Genomic DNA, 22,394 nt, shown 5'->3' on the forward strand with positions numbered 1-22,394 from the left:
TCACGGTATCTACAATGTAGATGCCACGCTTTTTTCGATTTCTTTTCTCTGCATAAATGTGCGATACTTCTTCTGACTGCGGCGGACATTGACTGGAATAGCTTTCTTCCTGTCTTATCAGGCAAATCCCTTTCATTTTAATCTTATATTCTAACTGCATATAGATACGGGCATATGGCAAACTGTGAAGCTTCTGGTTGGTTTTCCTCCCCAGGTTTCTCTCTTTACGAATCCCCTTTATATCTCCAATTACAACCGTATGAATATCATTCTTTACACAATAGTTCGTGATATATCGTGTCATCTTATGAATATAATCTTTGATACAGTCATTTTTCTTTCGATAGAGTTTCTGCAGATGCTTAGATGTTTTCAGATCCTCCATTTCCCTTGCAGCCTGGATCCTGCCCCATTGTGACTGGACTCTCGCGATTTCCTTGTTATAAAAATAAGAAAGAGAAAGATATTCCCTTCCAATAATAAAAGTTTTCCCTACATTATCATAACAAGTCATAAGATTATGCAAGCCCAGATCAATCGACAGATAATGTCCATTGTGCTCTTCTGGCAAAACATCTTCCACCTCATAAATAACAAGGATCCTGCTGGTTCCGTCATTTGCCGGAGGATATATTTTTATCTGTTTTATGATATCCATGTTTGAAAAAACAGGATTTTTCAAATAAAGGTATGCAGCACGAATATCATAGGTATGAGCCATATATTCCTTCAGCTTTTTGGGTAAAGAAAGTCTTACATTATAAGAGCCGTTTTCATGTTGAATACCATTTTGCATATACGTAATCGGCATTTTATCTTTCTTATATCTTGGTGTTCCCGGATTCTCGATACCTCCACTTTCTTTTAACCGGTAAAAAGATTTCCATGACTTGTCCAAAAGCTTGCAGATTTCCTGTGCAGTCTGTGACGGGAGTGATTTGAACCACAGATCATCTTTATGCTTGGACTTCTGATAATACCAGTCAGGATATTTCTCCAATCCCAGATTTTTGTAGTTGGTTCTTTCATAATTGCAAACATTCCAAAGCTTGTAAGCCGCATAACACATGTGTCCTACAATATTTGCATCATTTTTATTTAATACAATGGTTGTTTCATGTGTTAACAGCACATTTTCCCTCCTTCTAGTAAGATTTGCTCTGATGCTCGATATAGCGTCGGATATTTTCTTCCGACACCGAACCGATTGTTTCTACATAATATGAGTGATTCCAAAGCTGACCTTTCCAAAGTTTCTGGCGGATCGCCGGATATTTTTCAAAGAGTTTTCTTCCGGTAATTCCTTTTAAATACTTTACAATATCTGTCACTGACAGTTTCGGCGGTGCAGACACAAAGCAATGGATATGATCACCTTCACCAACTTCAAAAAGATGAACCGTAAAACCTTTATCGGATGCTATCTTCTGAACCAGTTCTTTCAGATAAATCTCAATCTCTGCTGATAAAATTTTCCTGCGATATTTCGCAGACCACACCACATGGTAATTAATATTATATACACAAGTTCTTGAATATATTAAATTCTCTTTCATACACATAGTATACTATTAGATGGAAAGAAACGCAAGGAAAATCGAACATATTTTCGATTTTACTTGCATTTCAGACGCTTTCATCTCGGCAATTGAATAACCGAGGATTCTCGCTTATTATCCTAAAAGAGGAAGCATTGCAGCAACTACAAACTTCCTCTTCCATAACACATTTTGTAAAAAACTATAACTCTATTGTATCCATAATTGCCTTTAAAGAATCTGCTGAATTCTTAAGCTTTACTGCTTCTTCACCATTCAGATTAATAGGTATATCCGATTCCACACCGTCTGCACCAACAATGACCGGCATGCTTAACGAAACACCTTCAATGCCATAAATACCGTGAATCATATGTGATACTGGAAGAATTGATTTCTCATCTCTCATGATCACTTCACAGATTCTTTTTACAGACATCGCGATTCCATAATAGGTCGCATGCTTTCTGTTTATGATTTCATAAGCACTGTTTTTTACTGCTTCCGCAATTTCTTTTGTGTTTTCCTTATGATTATAATGCCCGCGCATTTCACATATTTCGCTCAATGGTACGCCTGATACATTGGCTGATGACCACGCCACAACCTCACTGTCTCCGTGTTCTCCCACAATAAATGCATGGACACTCCGGCTGTCTACTGCCAGATGTTCACCGAGCTTATATCGCAATCTTGCACTGTCCAAAACAGTTCCGGATCCAATCACTCTGTTTTCCGGAAGTCCCGATAACTTGGCTGCTACCTGCGTAAGAATATCTACCGGATTCGCAACTACCAACATAATTCCGGAAAAATTTCTCTTTGCCACCTCTGGAATGATTGATTTAAAGATTGCCACATTTTTATTAACAAGATCCAGTCTTGTCTCTCCAGGTTTCTGGCCTGCACCGGCTGATATAATTACAATTGCTGCGTCAGCCACATCATCATAATCTCCGGCGTAAATTTTCATCGGTCTGGCAAACGGAATTCCATGGCTAATATCCATAGCTTCTCCCTCTGCCTTCCCCTTATCTGCATCAATCAGAACAATTTCCGTAAATAATCCACTTTGCATTAAGGCAAACACCGATGCAGAACCAACAAACCCACAGCCTATCATAACTGCTTTTTTAGAATTAACAGCCTGCATATTTGAAATAATTCTCCTTAATAATTTTCTTCGCGAACTTCAAAATAACTCTGCGGGTGATTACATACCGGGCACACTGCCGGGGCCTTGGTTCCTACTACGATATGTCCGCAGTTACGGCATTCCCATACTTTTACCTCACTTTTTTCAAACACCTGCGCAGTTTCAATATTTTTAAGAAGTGCACGATACCTCTCTTCGTGATGTTTCTCGATTTCTCCTACCGCTCTGAATTTCGCTGCAAGTTCCGGGAAACCTTCTTCCTCCGCTGTTTTTGCAAAACCCTCATACATATCTGTCCATTCGTAATTCTCGCCCTCTGCAGCTGCAGCCAGATTTTCTTTCGTATCACCGATTCCGGCCAGCTCTTTGAACCACATTTTTGCATGTTCCTTTTCATTGTCGGCTGTTTTTAAGAACAACGCAGCCATCTGCTCATAGCCTTCCTTCTTCGCAGCCGATGCAAAATAGGTATATTTATTTCTTGCCTGTGACTCACCAGAAAAAGCTTCCAGTAAATTTTTTTCAGTCTGTGTTCCTGCGTATTTATTTCCTGCCATTTCTTTTTTCGCCTCGCTCTCCACAATTTTCTCAAAATCCGATGCTGGATGCTTACACAAAGGACATACAAAGTCCTCCGGTAATTCATCTCCAATATATTCATAACCGCATATCCTGCATCTCCATATGTTCTGTCCTGCTTCTGTTTTTCCTACTGCCTGCGGTTTCGGCTTGATATGATTCTGATAGTACTCATATGTTACGGAAGGAATATCACTCAAAACTTCCATATCTGTGATCTCACCAATAAACATGGTATGGGAACCCAGGTCTTCCGTTTTTTTCACTGTTACCGAAATATATGCGTTTGTTCCTTCTGTAATATAGTAAATACCATTTAAACCCCGCGCACACTTTTCAAATGCCTCAAACTTATTCACATTCCGGCCTGACTGAAAACCAAACTGCTCAAATAATCCAAACTGAGCCTCCTGGCTTAAAACCGACACTGTAAATTTTCCGGTTTTTTGAATCATGTCGTGTGTATAATTGGCTTTGTTAACGCATATGCTTAATTGATTTGGTTCCGACGCTGCCTGAACTGCCGTATTGATAATGCACCCATTGTCTTTCTCTGCGTCTTTCGCCGTCAGAACAAACAATCCATAACTCAGCTTATACATAGCCTTTTTATTCATGTGGTACCTCCATTTAGAAAATCAGTTTTCATTGCCTGAACAATACCCACTTAACAACGCTCTGGATTTTCTCTCATAAAGATAAACTCCGCTACGGAGCGGTCAAAAGTTTTTATGTGACCAAACAACCAATCAACCACATTCCTATGTACAAGTTCGCTGAACTGATCCGTTGGCCCCTCAGAATCATGAAGATATTCATACAATTCCTGAATTGTTTTCTTGAACTCTTCATGTTTCTCATGATGTTTGCCACGATCCGGATATTCGGCCTTTTCTTGTAATATTTCCTCTTCTTTGAAATGGAAATCAGTATACTCGTCCAGATAATCCAGCATTTTTATCGCATTTACCTTACTTTTTCCGTCCTGACAGGCAAATACAAAGTTCCGGATTCGCTCAATCAGTTCTTTGTGTTGCTCATCAATCATCTTATTCCCGGTTAATAAGTTATCTTCGAAAGTGATATCATAATCGTAAGTCATAGTCTGTCCTCCATTTCTTTTATTTTGGGTTATTTCATTGTTTCTAGCCTTCCACTGGTACAAAAACATCTTTACCAAGTCCGCAAATCGGGCATACCCAATCGTCCGGAATATCCTCAAATGCCGTTCCAGGAGCAATACCGCTGTCCGGATCACCTACTACAGGATCATAAATGTATCCACATGGTTCGCATTCAAATTTTTTCATAGCCACTCTTCTCCTTTTCGATATAATTCTCTCTCTATTGTCAACGAGTTTCCACTAGATTTTCCAGCATTTCATTTCTTCCAAATTTTCTCTTTTTTGTATGTCTGTATTATAACCTATTTTTCTCATTAAGTCAATAATAGTAATTATTATTAATATATGTATTCTGTATACTTCGCTAACGCAGATATATAAAAACCCAGGCATCATCTTGTAACTGATTTCTGCCTGGGTTCTTATTCTTTATACGATTAATCTGGCCATGGTTTGGATAAATAAATTTCTTTCATTTATTCCATAAATCATAAGACTTTTGTTCCCACTGTCAAATAATTCTATGGCAAGCTTCATGCCTACCATGGGGTCAAATAGAAGCTTTGATGCCAATTCCCAGCTTTTTCCAATCGCAGCCGGTACCACCTGATTAATAATCTCTTCGCTTATCCCGGTCTCCATTGCGGCAAACGCGATCTGCTTGATGAAAATGGAAATCTGGTATAAATCAATACTTTCATCTTTTCCATCTCTCCGTTCCTGATATGCGTAGGCGCTCCGACTGATAAAGTACTGTAGCATCTTCTCAGAAACAGAACATTCCAATGAATGGAACGCCTTTTGAACCCAACATTGGTAAGACTTTTCATTAAGCTTGTCACAGCAAATTCCACTTTTTTTCTTCTAGAAATTCCAGTCTTTACTATTATCCAGTTTTTTCCGTCCGAATAATCAAGCAGGATTCTTCCGGGCATTCATTTATCAACGGTAAAAACTCTATTCTAAGTCACCAACCACCAGTTGAACTGGTGGTTGGTGACTTAGAAATATGTAAATAAATAGAAATCCGGAAGGATTCCCAAAGCCTGCGGATCCCTTCCGGATTATTCTATAGTTAGTACACGCGCCAAGTCCCACGGAGGTTCGGCTTGAAGCTCGTTTTACTGCTTGTTTCTTCCGTCCCAGACACCGTTTTTCTCTACATAGTATCCGTCTGGTGTTCTTTGTCCGGCATACATCATGCCTCTCTTTCCATCGGAAACCGGATTAAAATAGTACCATGCTCCATTGAGAAGCACCCAGCCGGTCTGCATGCCGTGTTCCAGATCCATATAGAACCAGCCGCCGTAATCCTCGTCTCTTAACCAGCCTGTCTTGGCATACCCCGTTTGATCAAAGGCCCACCAATTTCCGTTGATATGCTCCCAGCTATGTGAAATACCACCAGATTCACGCACGCTTCCCTTCGGGTAGGTATTATCTGCAAAGCGTAACCACCAGCCATGCTCATCCAGCATCCAATGGCTCTTTCCGTCATTGGCAAAGCTGTTTGTTTCTCCTGTGATAATTCCTGCCGTACTGTCGATCGTTCCTTTGACCGAATCCTGTCTGATTACACCGCTGCCGGAGGTTTTATTCTGTCCGGAAGACGAACTGTTGCGATTTGGTTTTTCCGGCTTTTCCGTTTCACCCGGTTTTTCCGTTTTGCCCGGCTTATCTTCCGGTGCTGTCACTTCTGCCGTACCGGTCATCACTGCGATCTCATAACGAGCGGATGCCCATTCATTCGGTGTAAATACCACCTCGTAGCTATGGGTGCCCGCCTGTGCCGTCTGCGCCGGATTCTTCCAGGCAAAGCTTCCGTATTCGGTGCTTCCTCCTGATAAGGCAGAATCACTCAGAGGACTTCCCGCCTTCACCGACGCTGCCGTCGGCCAGGTGATCTGCGGTGCAGCCACCTTTCCGATCGTAAATGTAAATGCAGCCGGAGCAGGCGTGTTGTATTTGGCCGCCCACTCCTGATGAGTGTCAAAATCAAACTCGGCTGTCATCCGGTGCGTTCCTACGGATGCGACTCCCGGCTTTGGCAGGTTGAGAACCGCAGTTCCAGCTTCCCCTACAGAGATCGTATCCGGATTCTGATTTCCATTATCATAGAAGTGGATCATACCCTGCAGCTTATCATCATACGCTCCCTGAATACTTGCAATGATATCAAAATCATCCTCGTAGGTTCCGAGAATCCCTTCCGGCTGCTGCACTCCGGTACTCCGGTTCACAGCCGTTAAGGTAAGGATAAAGGTTCCTTTTTCAATGGTGATCGTTTCCTTTGCCGCTGTGCTTGTGCCAAGGTAATTTGTTCCGTCTGCCATGGTGATGCTTACCTCTGCAGAACCCGTGCCTTTGATGGACACCTGACCCTGTGCATCCACGGTGAGAACCTTTTCATCGGAGCTTGTATAGGTCAGAGCTCCATCTCCCACTTTCTTCACACCTGTCAAGGAAAAGCTGGCATCTCCATAGGTTTTTTCTCCGGTCCATGCTTGCGGATCGATCGAAACCGAACCCTGTATCGGACGGATCGTTCCGGTCGTCTGAGCCGGATATACCACACGGTAATTCTGCAGATTCACTGCACTGCCCTCGGTCTCAATGACTGCCTCTGAAGGATCAATGGTTACCGCCTTACCGGTTCCGGCATTGGCATCTTCAAAGCTTCCTTTCAGGCCACTGATCGTGTAGATCTGACCCGAAGCTCCTATCTCTACCGTCGCCTTTAATGCGATATCGGTCCTTCCGTCATAGTTTTTTTCAATAGGTGTCGTAAGAACTGCATGCAACTCTTTCGGAGATATCTCCGGAATCACACTTTGGGTCAAAGTTTCTCCATACTGCCCTTCTGATATTTTAGTCGGTATAAATTCTACCTGATATGCAGTGGTTCCCTTTACCTCCGGATAAATAGAGGAAGCGGACATTCCGCTCTGATTCGCACTGAACTTCCATGTTCCTGAAACCGGTGATCTACTATAATTAACAACCTGAAATCCCTCTGCCAGCTTTACCAGAATCTGATCAAGTGTCTGTCCATAGGTTCCTTTCGTTTCAAAGGATACTTTGCCGGCGGGACCGTCGATCAGTAATGTATCCGGTGTCGTCACCGACAAGCGTTCAGCCGGCTTCGATGCAAAGCTGCTGTCTGTTGCTTTCACACGAAGGGTTACGTAATACGTGTTAGCCGGCTTCGGCGATCTAAACGTCCTCTCCGACTGCCACTTAGGCTCACCAGACTCAGATTTGGCAATTCCGTACTCGTAACGGGAATCGACCGGTCTTTTTACCTTGATAGAGTAGCTGTCTTTCGTTATATCTGTTTCCTGTATCTGGTCCGGTTTTGCCGGTCTTGCCGGAATCGTTATCTCGGTTGCTTCGCCTGCTGCGGAACCTGTAGCTGCTTTTCGCACATACAGAGTAATCTCTGTCGCACTCTCCGGCTGTTTATCCAGAATTTCTGTCAGAGAAGCCTCGCCACCTTTCGGGATCTTTTCCCAAGATGCAGCACTCTTGGATTCCGCATATTCGAGCTCATACAGAGCCATATTTTTCAGGACTTCCCTTCGATAATCAATAGAGGTCTGTTCACGCTCCAATACATTCTCATCCTTACCTGCCTCAACCTTTCCGGTAAATTCCACACCGCCAAAGGAGGCTTTCACTGCCTCCGATGCCGGAAGGTACATATAGAGCTTTCCGCTGGCATCTGTCCGGACATCCTTAAAGCCGTAGGAACTTCCTTCAATACCTGCTTTTTCAACCAGTGTATTATTCTCATAGATACCGGTCAGATCCGCTGTGGTGTAATAAACCGGCTTACCGTTCCCACCTTTTGCTGTATTCTTCTGCCACGTTTCGCCTACCTTTTCCCAGCCATAAATGACCGGTCGCTTTATATATCCATTCGCCCCTATCAAACAGATCGTTCCACCATTAATCTTCACATCAGTTGGTACATATGTAGAATTATCATCCCCCTTTCCAATATGAGCAACGTTCTGCCTATAGCCTGGGTCTTTATTATCTAAGCATATTGTGCCGCCGTCAATCAGCACCTTCGATGAACTGCCACTACCACTTCCGATGCAGGCTCCATATTTAGAATAGGCTGTAATCATTCCACCATGAATCTCAATATCGGCAGTTATCGCCGGTTTGCTACGGGCATATCCAATACCGCTTCCAATTCCGGCACCCTTCCACGAGCTTGCATTCACCGTTCCGCCTTCTATCACGATTTTACCGGTTCTTTCCAGGCTATTAGCACCTCCTGTTCCGATTCCGGCACCCCAACTACCTTTTGCAGTTACAACTCCTCCGCTGATCCGTATTTCTTTTACACTTTTTCCTACCGAAGCACCGATGGCTGCTCCCCTGGGATCTTCATACGTCATTTTTGCAATTACAGTTCCACCCTGGATGTGAATGGTTCCTGCATCCTGTCCTACATTTCCTCCAATTGCTGCACCCGTCTTGCTTACCTTTGTGTTATTGAGCACCTCTATGGAGCCCGGCTGTCCCGGTTCCTTGTCAATCGTAAGCTTTGCATCCTTCGCCACACTGATGCCGGCAGGTGAAGATTTCCCTGATTGATTAATCGAAATACTGTTTTCCCCTTCCAGATAGGTGGTCACATGGGATTTTCCGTTTATCTGAATCGGTGCGATAGCCTCTGCCGGTGTAATCGTAAGGCTCTTTAATACGAGCTTTAATTCCCCGGAAGCTGGGGTATCCACAGAGAGATGATACTTCTCTACATTATTCCCAGATGAAGTGATCCGATAGCATTTATCATAGGACTGGTCTATTAGCGTTGCTGTAACCGCCTGGCCGGAAGCATCTCTTTTAGAATATAAAATGGTCAGCTTACCATTTTCCTCGGAAAAAGATATATTTCCAAGGGACAGATCCAGCTCTCCCTCCAGTGCCTCTGCCGCATTTAATACGATGATATCCGTTCCGGCAGCCGCTGCCTTTACCGTTTCGTTGTCCAGAGTAAATCTTCCATCAGAGCTGCCTAATTCTGTGATGCCTGTATTTATCACAAACCGGTAATTTCCGGCCGGAAGATATGCCAGAGCATATGCATGATTGCCTGCTGCTGCATCGATTGTCAGCTTCCCGTCAAAGGCAAACTGGCCTTTGTTCTGATTTAATTCCATCGGATCTTCTGAGGCAGCTCCAGCCAGCCGTCCGGCCGTCAGGGATACCTTCGCTGCCGCCTGCACCTTTGATGAATAGAAGTGGAAGCGGACAGGATACAGGGGTTCTCCGATGGTGAGGGAAAGCTTCGTTTCCTCCTCTGGCTTCATCGTGAGGGTTCCTGTTACTGTAAAGCTATTCGTATTTTCTCCTTCCCCTCCTTCTTCCTGTACCAGAACCGATACCGGAACCTCTCCGGACAGAGGCGTATACCAGCTGACTTTATCCTTCTTTAGCTGATAACCGGAAGCTTTTTGAGATGAATAGCTTACTACATCCGGTGCAGTGCCGCCTTCGCTTGCTTCTTTCCCGATTTGAACCGTCAATGTATAATTTTTATCATTCTTCAAACGGCCATCATGGATGGTCAGATCCATTGTCTTCTGGTAGGCGTTTTGTCCAAGCATGACGGAGATGGTTTCATCCGTTCCTTTGTTTAAAGCAACCCTTCCCTCCATCGTCTTAACTGTCCCGCCACCGGAAGGCGTCAGCTCTACAACCATCTGCATATTTCCGGAATGGCCTATCCACTGGGTTATATCCGGTATCGTTCCCATGAATCCGGAGACGGTCATTTCTGCCTTTGTCTGATAAACCGGGTTTGTTCTTTCTGTATCATTCTCCCGATACAGGGATATGTCCGCCGGATAGGTTCCATCTGGCAGCTGGTTATCATATGCGGCGATCTGGAATGTTTTCTTCCCGTAGGTACAGTCTCCCCGCGGCTCAATCTTGCTTTCAAGCGGCAGCTCCAGCTGCACCTCCTCGGAAATAGTGATACTGCCGCCTTTCATGCTATTTCCACCAAGAGGCTTTAACACTCCATAACCAATATTTCCTCCCGTTACCTCCACAGATCCACTTAATATCCGGATATCGCCACAGGATAATTGTAAACCATTCACTCCATTCCATCCGCTGCCGATGGCTGCTCCCAGATATCCCTTCGCAGATTTATAAGAAAATACGGTTATATCGGGAGCTTCGCCATTCGTCCCGCCGATCACGATCGTGTCTACACCTCCACCATCTCCTCCTCCGATTCCGGCTCCTGTCAGCTTTCCTCCTTCTGCGCTTATCGTTCCACCCAGTATTTCAATGGTTCCGCCGATTCCATAGAGACCGGTTCCGATTCCGGCTCCTCCTTGATAATCCATCACTCCGGAAACCCAATAAACTCCACCTTCAGCTGAAATGGTTCCACCCTTGATTATAATCGTTCCTGTCCCATAGTTCGTACCTTCGGAATCTGTTGATCCGGCATTTCCTCCGATACCGGCGGCCCCATAGGCACCTCCCACTGCCTTCAGGCTTCCGTTACTCTGCTCCGTAATAACCAGTGTTGCCCCTTTTTCCACCTCAATTCCGGCTCCATGATCCAGCCCCAATAGTGTATTTTCTCCCTCTAAGGTCAGATTCAGCCGGGCATTTCCTTTCAGGTAAATACCAGCCAGATCCCATCCACTGGCTCCATCAGATTTGATCGTTACATCTTTAATGGTCAGATTGACCGTAACATTATCAATTGTGATACCGCCCTTGATGTCTGTATATGTAGACTCTGGTCGGTTGGTAGGACAATAGTTGCCGGTTATGGTTTTTCCATCAAACTGATCCACATTATTTCCATCAATTACCAGATAATTTTCATTCAAATCATACGGTCCATCCGCCAGCAGCGCCACGCCCGCGTCCCCTACCATCACATCAATCTCCGGCAGGTCAGCCGTATCCGCCACTTCAAATTTGCCCAGATCCTCCGGCAAGATCGGGGTATACACATACACACGACCATTATATTCCTGGTTCGCCTCAGCATAGCCCGCCCAGGTCTTCGTCGAGGTCTCGACTGGCTCGCCGTTTTCGTCAAATTCTTCGAAATAGTCTTTTTCGGAAATGCCGCCGTGGAACTCCGGGAGGTCACTCTGCTCTTCGTTCAGTTTCCAGGTTATGCCGGAAATCTGCCAGACTGCCGTTTCCGCCTCTGTATCTTTCTCTGTGCCCTTATTCGCTGCTTCCACCAGATGCACATTCTGGCTGTCTTCCGCCAGCATTTCATCCGCCCCTTCCACCTCAACATCCAGGGTATCCGGAAGGATGATATCGCTTTCTTTTGCACCCAGGGAGAACTTCTGCACCGCAATGGCCTCATCCAGCTCCAAGAACGCCTCTATCTCTGTTTTTATCTCTGCTCCTGTTGCTGTGCCGTTTGGTGCTTCATTTGCACCTGCCTCTGCTTTGTCTGCGCCTGCATCTGCTCCCGCTTCTGCTTTGCCTGTATTTGCATCTGCCCCTGATTCTGCTTTGTTTGCCCCTGATTCTGCTTCTGCTTTGTTTGTACCTGACTCGCCGCGGTTATCTTTTGCTTCCGCATTCGACGGAGAGGCTTTTAACGCAGATTTTTTTAATGTAGCTTCTTTTTCTGCTGTTTCCGCAGTATCATCTGCCTCCGTTTCAGCCCCGATCCGCTGCAGCGAACTGGCCGCCAATGCCTGCGGCTGCCATTCACATGTGTTCCATATTAATATAGCTGACAATGCAGCTGCTAAAATTCGTTTCGATTTTTTTCTCATGCCATTTTCCTCCCACTGAGACAAATTTGCTATTACTCACCACCCGAAAGAGGTGGGAGTCTTCTCGACTAAGATAAACATCAAGCTCCCGCAATATTTCCTTTTTTCGCATAATATTCTATACTAATAGTATATCAATTACGTGTTTTTCTGAAAACCACCTCGACGCAAATGGTCAAACCTCGACCTAATTGGTTTGGAAGCATCGAGGTAAAAGGAATGCTGCAGTGATGATGCATATTGCTATTGTGGAAGCTTTCGTTTCCGATCAGGAACATCTGATCGATTTATCTGTATATTCACTGAGAAGCTTTATAAGAGCCTTTGAGGATCTGTTATATCAATCATAGTTCGGAGGGACCAAAATCAAGCCAGGACATTTTTCTTTTGCGGAAACAACAGTCTCTCCAATCTGTATGTGATATTTCTTCGCTGGAATAGATTTAGCCAGAATGATACCGTGCCTTTTCTCCCGATCGCCGCCTACAGCACTCACCAGCTTTCGCAAATCCTGTTTTCCTCCCAGATGATGAATCCGGTAACAGGCCTCCCACGACAAAAAAACAGCTGACCAATTTGATCAGCTGCTCTTGAATGCTGTTTTAAGAATTTTTCGTTGCACACTCATGATTTTAGCTATTGATTCGGAAGCACTTCCGTTATTGCTCTACACCGTTTTTTGCAGAAAGTAATACCGTACAAACGAATATCTTTCCGATCATCGTTTATGAGGAATTCCTGGTAACGGCGATCCTGGATCTGATCAAGAGCTTTCTGGCAGGCAGTTTCCATTTCATCGAAGCTCTTTGTATACTTTAGTTCAATGACAATACCAGCGTCCGGGGCGTCCGTCTCCACAATAATATCTGCAAATCCCTCCCCCGCTTCAACATTTGATTTTACAAGCCAGTCAGCATTTCCTGTCAGGATGCCAACAAGAAGATTATGATAGGAACTTTCTTTTTCTTCCTTTCTTGCTTTTGTGTCAAATACACTGATGGAATTACTCAGTACACGGTTTAAATACTGCTCGATTCCTTCTGTATCCCCTGCTTCAATAGCTTTCCAGAATGCATTCAGGCGCTCCGTATTACTGAAAATTGATTTCTTAAACCATTCGTTTATTTGAAGCCGAAAAACCTCCCGCACTTCCCGGTTCGGAATAACCAGGCGGTAAGCTCCCTCTTCTGTCCTTCCTACCTGCGTAAAATATCCGGTTGTAAAGAGCACACTCCAGAGATTTTCAATACTCTGATCGATTTCCTTATAGGTGAGATCTAGGCGAAGTTCCTTTTCAATTACTTCCCCAGCAATCAGGCGCTCGATTTCATTTTTTGTTGTTTTATTAGCCTTATCGATAAATCGCTTTACCAGATCATTGCCACTCGTATTGATCCAATATGCCTCCGGTTTAGCTTCTGGATCATCCTTGGCCCGGTCCACAAAGTTGATAACATCCCATGGACAATAAACATCCGCTTTTCCGAAACGGTAGCCATCGTACCATTCTTTCACTTCCCTGAATCTATTTTCAAGATGATAGTCTGAAAGCAGCTTTTGGACCTCTGCATCCGTAAAACCGAACTGCTCATCAAAGCGTGTATCCGTAATCGAAAGAATTTTAAAGTTATTAAGTCCTGTAAAAATACTTTCCTTCGAAACACGAAGACATCCTGTGAGCACCGCAAACGCAAGTGCGTCATTGGTTTTTAATGCTTTTCCAAACATCGCACGGATAAGGAACACCATTTCTTTATAATAGCCATGCTGAAATGCTTTATCAAGCGGGACATCATATTCATCGATAAGGATAACTGTTTTCTTATGATAGTGCGAAAACAACAGTTCAGAAAGCGTCTGCAAGGAGCCCAGCAATGTCTCCTCTGTCATTTGATATCGTCCGTTTGAAAACATGGTCAATGCCTCGTATGTTTTCCTGGCATCTTCATCCAGAATTTCGCTTTTTCCGAGAACGGCATGACGCTTTGCTTCTTTTGAAATCAACTCCATCATCTGGTACTTCGCACTTTCAAAATTCAACCCTTCCACATTTTTGAGGGAGAGAAAGATGACGGGATATTGCCCCATGTGCTGCTCACAAAGTGCATGATTTTCAGAAACATAGAGTCCATCAAAAAGCGTTGGATCTGTTCCAATCTCAAAAAAACACTTTAGCATACTCATGTTAAGAGTTTTACCAAAGCGACGCGGACGAGTAAACAAACTCACCTTGCCGAGATTATCAAAAAGCTGCTCAATTAATTTTGTTTTATCTACATAGTAATACTGGTTTCTTCGAATTTCTTCAAAGCTTTCAATTCCTACTGGAAGTTTTAATTTATTTTCCATAAACAATCCTTTCGTTGCCATGGCCGAAAGTCTACTGTCTTCGGATGATGGATAGTCTGTCCCCTCTTATGGGAAAACTTCTGTTATTTCATTATCGCATATATTCTGCGAAAATGGAACCATCCACACAAAAATACGGCTTTGATTATTTCCTATTTTATACGAAAAGAGGTCCTGAAACCAGGACCTCTATTATGCAGAGAGTTTTCTTTCATTATGTGATGGTTGCTGCAATATTCTCAGTTATTTTTCGCTTTTCTTCTCCATTCCTTCGTAGGTAACAATGCCCTTGCTGTCGGTGCAGTAATAACGATCATCGGCATCTTTCGCATTCTTCTTATTTTTCTGGATCTTACCGGAAGTGTTGACCAGGTATGTTTCACCATCCCACTCCACTTTCTTCAGCTTCTCATCCTTATCAGCTTCCAGGCGTTTGCCCTTCTCATAGATCGCGCCGTCCTCAATGCCATTATAGCCCTGTCCGCGCTCATCACCGCTCTTGCGGAAGTTGTAGGTGTAACGCTCACCATCAATATCAAGAGTCGTCGTTCCGGTCTTCATAGCGCCTGCCTTGGAGTTTCCTCCAAAGTAATAAACCTCCTCGATATCGCCATCCTCAGGCAGATCATTCTCGCTCTCGATTTCTGTGTAGGACAGAATATCCTTATCTGATACCTCCAGCTTGTAAAGACCTTCCAGCATCTTGCCGTATTCATCAAATGCATAGTAATAACCATTGATTTTCTTAATACGGCTCTTTACTACATCTCCATCCTTCTCCGCATAATACCAGCGCTCGTCACCGTCAGAGTATCCTTCCGGATCCGTCTCCTCGCCCGGCACGGTCTTGAACCAGCCAACAGACATCCAGCTGTCCTGGATCGGACTGTAGAAGCTCGGAGTTGCAACAGAAGTATTGCTGGAGGTTGCATACCAGCTGAAGCGTGCATTTCCGTATTCCTCAAAGTAATACTTGCGTCCGTTGATGGTCTTTTTCGTATCTGCCGCTTTCTTGCCGTTGGCATTGAAATAGAACCAGTACCAATCCTGGAACTCATCGTTCGTCTGATCATCATCTATCGCGTCCAACCGTTCCCACTGATGACTTCTCATGGCACCATCGTCCGGTCCTCCCAGATAATACAGGCCGGTCTGCCATGCGTCATCACCGGTCTGACGCTCACCCTGTTCATCTATCCAGCCGTAGAGCATCTTTCCTTCCTCATCAAACGCATACTTTTTCGTTGCACCGTCTGCACGGACAATGGTCTTAAAATTCACTCTTCCGGAATCCTTCGCTTTGTAAGCTTTTCCGTCAGCGCCGAAATAATACCATACGGTATCAGGCTCATCATCATCCTGCGGATCATCGTTTTCCAGTTCTCTCCACTGGTTCCGCACCATGACACCACTCTCATCGACATAATAGTAATTGTCATTGTCCTCTACCAGCTGGCTGACTGCCATCTCTCCGTCCTCGTCCAGCCAGAACCAGTCATTGCCGGATTTTTTCCAGGATGAAGTTACCTCATCTCCATTCCGGTCATAATAATGCCAGATTTCATCCTCCTGTAACCAGCCGGTAGCTGCAAAAGCCATCATGGAACTTCCAAGTGTCAGCGCTGCTGCTGCACAAGGGATCAACATTGTTTTTGTATGTTTTTTCATCTTCATTTCTCCTTTCACTCGTCGTTGTTTCTGACAATACTGACTCTACACCCTGGAACAGTTCCAGGGTCAAGTGAAGTAAGAAAACCGTAATAATCCGTAATTATTCAGAAAAAATCTTTATATTGTTGACTATTTTTCTGCTGTAACTTATACTGACCGTATACTAAAGAGAAAGGACGGTATCTCATATGGCTTATACAGGTTTACTCCTCGCAAGTCTTGGAAGCATTCTCATCCTCGTCATTGGATGGTATATCCTTCAGGTTGTTGCATACTGGCAGATCTTCGAAAAGGCCGGTGAGCCGGGATGGAAAGCCATCATACCATGTTATAACACATATACCCAGTACAAATTTACCTGGAACGCTAACATTTACTGGTTTGTATTATTCGGAACCGTGATCGGCGGTATGCTGAAGTCTTTTGATGGGATTTTCTCTGTTCTCGGCTCTGCCATTTTACTAGCTGTCACCATCATCAACATTGTCGCTCTGAACAAGCTGGCCAGGGCTTTCGGCCACGGCACAGGCTTTACCATCGGACTGTTCTTTTTAAATCCGATCTTCAAGCTGATCCTTGGCTTTGGCAGTGATAAATACATCGGTCCACAGTAATCCGCATCAATCCATAACGCAAAAATGCCATCCGCACGTGTCTGACACGCAGCGAATGGCATTTTTTGTTTTTTATATGATAGGAAATTGCGTCCTATCATACGAAAACGCTCCGCGGGGATGCGCACTCGGCGCAAAGGCAGATGGTTGCCGAAGCAACCGCGCCTCGGCGCGAGAATGTGCCTTTGCACATTCTTTTTCAAGATTACCTCTGTACTCTGCCGGAGCTGTCTCCACCGGCCAGCTTTTCCACCTCAGACCGGGTCACCAGATTAAAATCACCCGGAATGGTGTGCTTCAGGGCTGCAGCCGCAGTTCCAAATTCCAGAGCCGCCTTCATATCCTTTCCATCCAGCAGACTGCAGATGAGTCCGGAGGTAAAGGCATCACCGCCACCCACACGGTCCACGATCGGCGCGATGGTGTATTTTCTGGAATGATAAAATTCCTTTGTCTTTCCATCCATAATGCAGGCAGACCAGCCATTATTGGATGCGCTGTGGCTCTCACGCAGAGAGCTTGCAATATAGCGGAATCCAAAACGGTCCGCCATCTGTCCAAAAATGTTCATGTAGCCGGACAGTTCCAGATTGCCGGACATGATATCACTGCCCTCCGGCTTAAATCCAAGCACCTTCTCCGCGTCCTCCTCATTGCCGATGCAGACATCTACATACTGCATAAGGTTGGTCATGACCTCGCGGGCCTTTTCCTGGGACCAGAGCTTTTTGCGGAAGTTTAAATCCACAGACACGGTAAGGCCATGTGCTTTCGCTGCCTTTAGTGCCGCTTCTGTCAGCCTGGCCGCGCTGTCTGACAGTGCCGGCGTGATGCCGGTAAAATGAAACCAGTCCGCATCCTCAAAGATCGCATCAAAATCAAACAGCTCAGCCTGCGCACAGGCAATGGAAGATCCGGCACGGTCGTACACGATGTTGGACGGACGCACAGAGGATCCAGGCTCCAGATAATAGATGCCGAGACGGTCACCGCTGCGGGAAATAAATGTTGTTCCTACATTGTATTTGCGAAGAGCTGCGACCGCGCAGTCACCGATGGGATTGTCCGGAATGGCGGACACAAATTCCGTGTCGTATCCATAGTTGGCCAGCGATACTGCTACATTGGCCTCGCTGCCGCCGTAATTGATATCAAATTCATCTGCCTGTATAAATTTTTCATTGCCCGGGGTCGATAATCTGAGCATAATCTCCCCCATGGTCACAATTTTTGCCATGTTGTTGTCCTCCATCTTCCATCAATACTCCGAAATGCCTGCTTTATTTGCTGCGAGCTGTTTTCACCGCCGCTGTAAATTCCTTCGCTTTGGCTGTCACTGCCGCATAATCTCCTGTCTTCGCGCCCTTTGTCAGACTGCTTCCGGTTCCAACGGCATAGGCTCCGGCCTTGATCCACTTGTCCACGTTATCGACATCCACACCGCCGGACGGCATAAATTCTCCCTGCGGAAGCGGCCCTTTAAACGTGCTGATAGCCGCCGGTCCCAGGATATTGCCCGGAAAGAGTTTGATCACATCGCAGCCTGCTTCCAGCGCAGCAATGGCTTCCGTCGGGGTCATAACGCCCGGCAGCATCGGTATCCGGTAACGGTTGCACAGTTTAATGGTGTCCAGATTCAGTCCCGGGCTCACCACATAGTTCGCTCCGGCCAAAATCACCTGTCTTGCGGTCTCCGGATCCAGCACCGTTCCCGCTCCGATCACAATACGGTCATCGTTCCGGTATTTTTCTGCCATGGCAGAGATAAACTGCACCGGATTTCCTTCCTCCATAGTCATAGTGATTTCAATAAAATGAATGCCTCCCGCAATGACCGCCTCAACGATTTTCTCTCCCTGTTCCGGGTTTTTCGCGCGAATCACTGCAATGAGACATTCTTCTCTCATTCTGGATAAAACCTGTTCTTTTCGCATATCACTTTTATCTCCTTCTCCTGAACACTTCATTGCCGGATATATCCCAGCATTTCCGAAAGCTGTCTTGCTTTTTTTAATACAAGCATCCCCAGTTCTTCATAGTTGACGGCTTCCCGGTACAATGTTGAAACACTGACTGCCCCCACCAGGCCACCATCTGCCCCAAACACCGGTGCACCCACGCACTCTGCATGCTCCTCCATCTCGCGGGCATCCAGCGCATATCCCTGCTCCCGCACCTGCATAAGTTCCTGCATAAGCCGGTCCAGATCCGTGATCGTGCGCTCCGTCCGCTTCACAAATGTCATACGTTTCAAAAGCGGCTGCAGAATCTCCGGCTCACTGTAGGCCAGAATAGCCTTTCCAAGTGATGTACAGTACATGGGAATACGGCTTCCCACCGTGGCAGTCGTGATAATGGGATTCTCCGGTTCAAACTTGCAGATATAAACCACCTCAATATCAGATCTCACTCCGAAAAATACAGTCTTCCCGATCTCATGGGCAAACTTCTTCAGCTCCGGCTCCATGATATTCATGATATTTAAGTTGTTGGTGTAATTAATGCCGATACGATATGCCGTGAGCCCGATGGTATACCGCTTCTTCTGCCCCCAGCTGATCTGCACCATGCCAAGTGCCTCCAGTGTGGTAACAATATCATAGGCACTGGTCTTTGGCAGCTCCAGGCGGTCGCAAAGCTCATCAAGCGATGCTCCCTCCGGTTTCTGGGAGATCAGCTCCAGAATCTCTATGGTCCGCTGAGTTGTACGATTTAATTTCATGCGTCTGTCCACACCTTTCTGCCGCTTCATAGTCTGCCTTATTGTGCGGAAAGTTCCGCAGTTTCCTCTTACATATAGCATCATTTTACTGAATATACAAAAATTAGTCAAGGTATTGACAGAATTGTCACATGGTTTATTACTGTTCACACATGTGTGCCCAGCAACAGGATTTTGCCTTTTTAGTTGTGTTGTAAATCACAAAAGAGCACAGAGAATTCATCCTTCCACTCTGCGCTCTTTTTTCTCCAGTGATTCTATTTACTTCCATATAAAGCCTGATACACCTTCAAAAACTTCTCATTCCTCTCCTTTGTTGCTTCTTTTGCCCGTCCGTCGCTGTAATCGTAAAAGCCCTTTTCACTCTTGACACCGTACTCGCCTGCATCAAAATGTGCCTGCATCAACTCCGGCACTTCTTTGGAATCGCACAGGTCTTTCATCAGATAGCTGCTGATGTGGGTGAAGGTGTCCAGACCACCAAAATCTGCTACTTCCAACGGTCCAAGACAGGCGTAGCGGAATCCAAGTCCATATTTCATGACATCATCAATACCTTCTGCGCTCACGACCCCCTGCGCTACCAGATCCAGCGCCTCCCGGAGTATTGCGAACTGAAGCCTGTTTGCGGCAAATCCCGGAATATCCCGGTTTACCAGAACTGGCTTTTTCCCGATTTTCAGACTTAAATCATAAACCGTCTGCGCTACATCTTCTCTTGTCTTTTCTCCTTTGATGATTTCAATGAGTGGCACCAGATGTGGTGGATTAAACCAGTGCATCCCGATAAAACGCTCCGGCCACTTCACCGACCGGGAAAGAAGATTGATGGACATTCCCGAGGTATTTGTGGTGATCACCGCAGTATTACTGATTACTTCAGAGAGTTTTTTATAAAAATCATCCTTAATCTCAAGGTTTTCAGAGAGATTCTCTGCCACAAAATCACAGGTTTTGAAGCATTCCATAGAAGTGGTATAAGACAATGCACCAAGCAGACTGCCTGCCTTTTCTTTCGTCAGATTGCCTGTTTCCACAAGTGTTGCCACATTGCTTTCGATCCGCTCCTTCGCCAGCTCCAGCGTCTCCTGCCTGTGGTTGTACAAAACCACATCGTCAAAATACTCTGCATAAATCTGTGCCATGGAAGACCCCATGGTTCCTGCCCCGGCTATCACAATTTTCTGAATCATCATCCGCTGTCTCCTCTCTTTCTCTAATCACACCCTGGAGTCTGAATCTGTATTTCCCCCGGCTTATTCCAGCTTCTATTCTCTGATTTTTGCTCCTGCGAATATATCGATTCTATCATTGCACATAGGAAATAGCAAGTTAGCGGTTATCCTTTTCTTTTTTCCGTGATCCGCTATAATAGAATTATCGTAACTGTTCAGTAGGTCTGCGCATTTACTGCGCTGACCGTAAGAAAACATAGGCGGGTAGGCAAAAATCCCATTGCCGCAGGCAATTTTTCATGGATTTTTGCTCGTGACTGTGAAGGTACTGAACAGTCACGAATTATCATGATACAGGGGGAAACTTACTATGATCGTAACCTTAAAAAGCCACACAATGACAACCCTGATTGATTCCATCGGGGCACAGCTTATTTCTCTGAAAAGCGGATCCGGCACAGAATATATCTGGCAGCGGGATCCGGTGCACTGGAAAAGCTGCTCTCCGCTCCTGTTTCCAACCGTGGGAAACTGCCGTGACGGCAAATATACGCTAAACGGTAAGACCTACACCATTCCCAAACACGGCTTCTGCCGGAACGCAGACTTTGCTGTATCTGTTTTGTCCGAGCAGGAGGCTTCCTTCACCCTCACCGACTCCCCGGAAACCCGGGCCAGCTATCCGTTTGCATTTCAGCTAAAACTGACTTATACGCTGACCGGAGACGGCCTTCAGCTTCACTACACCGTAACCAATCCAGATACTAAGCCCATGTACTACCAGCTTGGTGCCCATCCCGGTTTCAACTGTCCTCTGCAGTCCGGGGAACGATTCGAAGATTACGTTCTGGAATTTGAACAGGAAGAAACCGCCGGATATCACTCCTATGACTTAAACCGCATGGAATTCAACATGAACTCCTGTACCCCGATCCTGGATCACGCAGCCGTCATCCCGCTGACCCACGAACTTTTCGAGAATGATGCCATTTTCTTTACGGATCTGCGTTCCAAAAAAGTGGCACTGAAAAATCCAGCCACCGGATACGGCGTGGAAGTCTCCTACCCGGATTTTGCCACCGTTGCCTTCTGGACCGCAGCCGCCACCAAAGCACCGTTCTTATGTGTAGAACCCTGGAATGGATCGGCCATCCGCTCCGATGAAGACGATAACTTTTTGAACCGGCATTTTCTTCAGAAGTTGGAAGGCGGGGAGAGCAAGGAGTATCGGATTTGGATTAAAATAAACACCACAACAACTTCGAAAAAAACTTCGCCTGATCCGTTCTGAAAAAAACTTGGTATCACAGACAAGGATTTCCTGAGCAAAGTCGGGTGCCTGCTCTGTGAGGAATTTGCCGCAGCCCTGCAGGAATCACCGAAAAGCGCCAGAAAACAACTGGCAAAAGCACTCGGTACACAAAACAATTCCGTTCAGATATAAAAATATTGAGACGGAACCACTAAAAGGTCCGAAGTTCCGGAAACCGCATACAGAAACGCAGAAACGGTGGAATTTTGCGCTTTGTTCACTGCGCCGCCTATTGTCAGACCTGCGACCCAAACTCGCACGCGCTGCGTGCTCAAACAAGGGTCTCCGGTCTGACGCTATGCTCGCTCACAAAGCAAATTCCAATGTTTCTGCTTATTCTGTACGCGGTTTCCGGAACTTCTAC

General features: G+C 45.5%; 17 protein-coding genes and 1 pseudogene. 2 read left to right on the forward strand and 16 right to left on the reverse strand.

What is annotated here, in order from left to right:
* The 12 genes and pseudogenes from ACMP1L_RS00050 to ACMP1L_RS00100 all read right to left on the reverse strand — a co-directional run.
* Window positions 1–1,132: RNA-guided endonuclease InsQ/TnpB family protein (locus tag ACMP1L_RS00050; RefSeq protein WP_418451537.1), on the reverse strand; the 1,132-nt coding region annotated here is incomplete at its 3' end.
* A 13-nt stretch (window positions 1,133–1,145) separates the two neighbouring features.
* The gene (gene tnpA, locus ACMP1L_RS00055; protein ID WP_418451538.1) at window positions 1,146–1,562 is read right to left on the reverse strand and encodes an IS200/IS605 family transposase; all 417 of its coding nucleotides are present in this window, start codon (window positions 1,560–1,562) and stop codon (window positions 1,146–1,148) included.
* A gap of 178 nt (window positions 1,563–1,740) precedes the next feature.
* Window positions 1,741–2,691 (reverse strand): L-lactate dehydrogenase, encoded by a 951-nt coding sequence (locus ACMP1L_RS00060; RefSeq protein WP_373245752.1) that lies wholly within the window; start codon window positions 2,689–2,691, stop codon window positions 1,741–1,743.
* Between the two features lie 17 nt (window positions 2,692–2,708).
* Window positions 2,709–3,251 (reverse strand): rubrerythrin, encoded by a 543-nt coding sequence (gene rbr / locus ACMP1L_RS14040; RefSeq protein ID WP_475544494.1) that lies wholly within the window; start codon window positions 3,249–3,251, stop codon window positions 2,709–2,711.
* Between the two features lie 21 nt (window positions 3,252–3,272).
* Window positions 3,273–3,890: pseudogene (locus tag ACMP1L_RS14045) on the reverse strand (flavin reductase); the annotation flags it as partial.
* Window positions 3,891–3,940: 50 nt separating this feature from the next.
* A complete protein-coding gene (locus ACMP1L_RS00070; protein ID WP_118534249.1) occupies window positions 3,941–4,375 on the reverse strand; it encodes a bacteriohemerythrin in 435 nt (144 codons plus the stop codon).
* Between the two features lie 43 nt (window positions 4,376–4,418).
* The gene (gene rd, locus ACMP1L_RS00075) at window positions 4,419–4,583 is read right to left on the reverse strand and encodes a rubredoxin (RefSeq protein WP_118733936.1); all 165 of its coding nucleotides are present in this window, start codon (window positions 4,581–4,583) and stop codon (window positions 4,419–4,421) included.
* Window positions 4,584–4,826: 243 nt separating this feature from the next.
* Window positions 4,827–5,183 carry a hypothetical protein gene (locus tag ACMP1L_RS00080; protein ID WP_418451540.1) on the reverse strand — a complete coding sequence of 119 codons (357 nt, stop codon included), beginning with the start codon at window positions 5,181–5,183 and terminating at the stop codon, window positions 4,827–4,829.
* A gap of 335 nt (window positions 5,184–5,518) precedes the next feature.
* Window positions 5,519–12,187 (reverse strand): YDG domain-containing protein, encoded by a 6,669-nt coding sequence (locus ACMP1L_RS00085; protein WP_418451541.1) that lies wholly within the window; start codon window positions 12,185–12,187, stop codon window positions 5,519–5,521.
* A gap of 340 nt (window positions 12,188–12,527) precedes the next feature.
* Window positions 12,528–12,746 (reverse strand): Y-family DNA polymerase, encoded by a 219-nt coding sequence (locus ACMP1L_RS00090; RefSeq protein WP_418451543.1) that lies wholly within the window; start codon window positions 12,744–12,746, stop codon window positions 12,528–12,530.
* A 77-nt stretch (window positions 12,747–12,823) separates the two neighbouring features.
* Entirely contained in the window at window positions 12,824–14,536 is a 1,713-nt protein-coding gene (locus ACMP1L_RS00095; protein ID WP_475544495.1) for an AAA family ATPase, read from the reverse strand.
* A 243-nt stretch (window positions 14,537–14,779) separates the two neighbouring features.
* On the reverse strand, window positions 14,780–16,204 hold the full coding sequence (locus ACMP1L_RS00100) for a cell wall-binding protein (RefSeq protein ID WP_418451546.1): 1,425 nt from the start codon (window positions 16,202–16,204) through the stop codon (window positions 14,780–14,782).
* Window positions 16,205–16,395: 191 nt separating this feature from the next.
* On the opposite strand from ACMP1L_RS00100, the gene ACMP1L_RS00105 reads away from it, so the two are divergent.
* Window positions 16,396–16,821 carry a DUF5684 domain-containing protein gene (locus ACMP1L_RS00105; RefSeq protein ID WP_418451548.1) on the forward strand — a complete coding sequence of 142 codons (426 nt, stop codon included), beginning with the start codon at window positions 16,396–16,398 and terminating at the stop codon, window positions 16,819–16,821.
* 205 nt (window positions 16,822–17,026) lie between these two features.
* Here the strand turns inward: ACMP1L_RS00105 and ACMP1L_RS00110 are convergent, their stop codons facing one another.
* From ACMP1L_RS00110 to ACMP1L_RS00125, 4 genes are all read right to left on the reverse strand, one after another.
* A complete protein-coding gene (locus ACMP1L_RS00110; protein ID WP_418451549.1) occupies window positions 17,027–18,058 on the reverse strand; it encodes a PfkB family carbohydrate kinase in 1,032 nt (343 codons plus the stop codon).
* Between the two features lie 43 nt (window positions 18,059–18,101).
* Entirely contained in the window at window positions 18,102–18,755 is a 654-nt protein-coding gene (locus tag ACMP1L_RS00115; protein WP_373245739.1) for a bifunctional 2-keto-4-hydroxyglutarate aldolase/2-keto-3-deoxy-6-phosphogluconate aldolase, read from the reverse strand.
* A 29-nt stretch (window positions 18,756–18,784) separates the two neighbouring features.
* Entirely contained in the window at window positions 18,785–19,543 is a 759-nt protein-coding gene (locus ACMP1L_RS00120) for an IclR family transcriptional regulator (protein ID WP_373245757.1), read from the reverse strand.
* Between the two features lie 257 nt (window positions 19,544–19,800).
* Entirely contained in the window at window positions 19,801–20,739 is a 939-nt protein-coding gene (locus ACMP1L_RS00125; protein WP_418451551.1) for a 3-hydroxyacyl-CoA dehydrogenase family protein, read from the reverse strand.
* 349 nt (window positions 20,740–21,088) lie between these two features.
* Here ACMP1L_RS00125 and ACMP1L_RS00130 point away from each other — a divergent pair, with 349 nt between their 5' ends.
* On the forward strand, window positions 21,089–22,009 hold the full coding sequence (locus ACMP1L_RS00130; protein ID WP_418451553.1) for an aldose 1-epimerase family protein: 921 nt from the start codon (window positions 21,089–21,091) through the stop codon (window positions 22,007–22,009).
* The last annotated feature ends 385 nt before the right edge of the window (window positions 22,010–22,394 follow it).

The organism is Ventrimonas sp. (genome assembly GCF_048380235.1).
GTDB lineage: Bacteria > Bacillota > Clostridia > Lachnospirales > Lachnospiraceae > Brotaphodocola.

Bases quoted from the DNA above. Each gene is read 5' to 3' on its own strand.
- tnpA (WP_418451538.1), bottom strand. From the start codon at position 1,562: ATGTGTATGAAAGAGAATTTAATATATTCAAGAACTTGTGTATATAAT.
- ACMP1L_RS00060 (WP_373245752.1), bottom strand. From the start codon at position 2,691: ATGCAGGCTGTTAATTCTAAAAAAGCAGTTATGATAGGCTGTGGGTTT.
- rbr (WP_475544494.1), bottom strand. From the start codon at position 3,251: ATGGCAGGAAATAAATACGCAGGAACACAGACTGAAAAAAATTTACTG.
- ACMP1L_RS00070 (WP_118534249.1), bottom strand. From the start codon at position 4,375: ATGACTTACGATTATGATATCACTTTCGAAGATAACTTATTAACCGGG.
- rd (WP_118733936.1), bottom strand. From the start codon at position 4,583: ATGAAAAAATTTGAATGCGAACCATGTGGATACATTTATGATCCTGTA.
- ACMP1L_RS00085 (WP_418451541.1), bottom strand. From the start codon at position 12,187: ATGAGAAAAAAATCGAAACGAATTTTAGCAGCTGCATTGTCAGCTATA.
- ACMP1L_RS00095 (WP_475544495.1), bottom strand. From the start codon at position 14,536: ATGGAAAATAAATTAAAACTTCCAGTAGGAATTGAAAGCTTTGAAGAA.
- ACMP1L_RS00100 (WP_418451546.1), bottom strand. From the start codon at position 16,204: ATGAAAAAACATACAAAAACAATGTTGATCCCTTGTGCAGCAGCAGCG.
- ACMP1L_RS00105 (WP_418451548.1), top strand. From the start codon at position 16,396: ATGGCTTATACAGGTTTACTCCTCGCAAGTCTTGGAAGCATTCTCATC.
- ACMP1L_RS00110 (WP_418451549.1), bottom strand. From the start codon at position 18,058: ATGGCAAAAATTGTGACCATGGGGGAGATTATGCTCAGATTATCGACC.
- ACMP1L_RS00115 (WP_373245739.1), bottom strand. From the start codon at position 18,755: ATGCGAAAAGAACAGGTTTTATCCAGAATGAGAGAAGAATGTCTCATT.
- ACMP1L_RS00120 (WP_373245757.1), bottom strand. From the start codon at position 19,543: ATGAAATTAAATCGTACAACTCAGCGGACCATAGAGATTCTGGAGCTG.
- ACMP1L_RS00125 (WP_418451551.1), bottom strand. From the start codon at position 20,739: ATGATGATTCAGAAAATTGTGATAGCCGGGGCAGGAACCATGGGGTCT.
- ACMP1L_RS00130 (WP_418451553.1), top strand. From the start codon at position 21,089: ATGATCGTAACCTTAAAAAGCCACACAATGACAACCCTGATTGATTCC.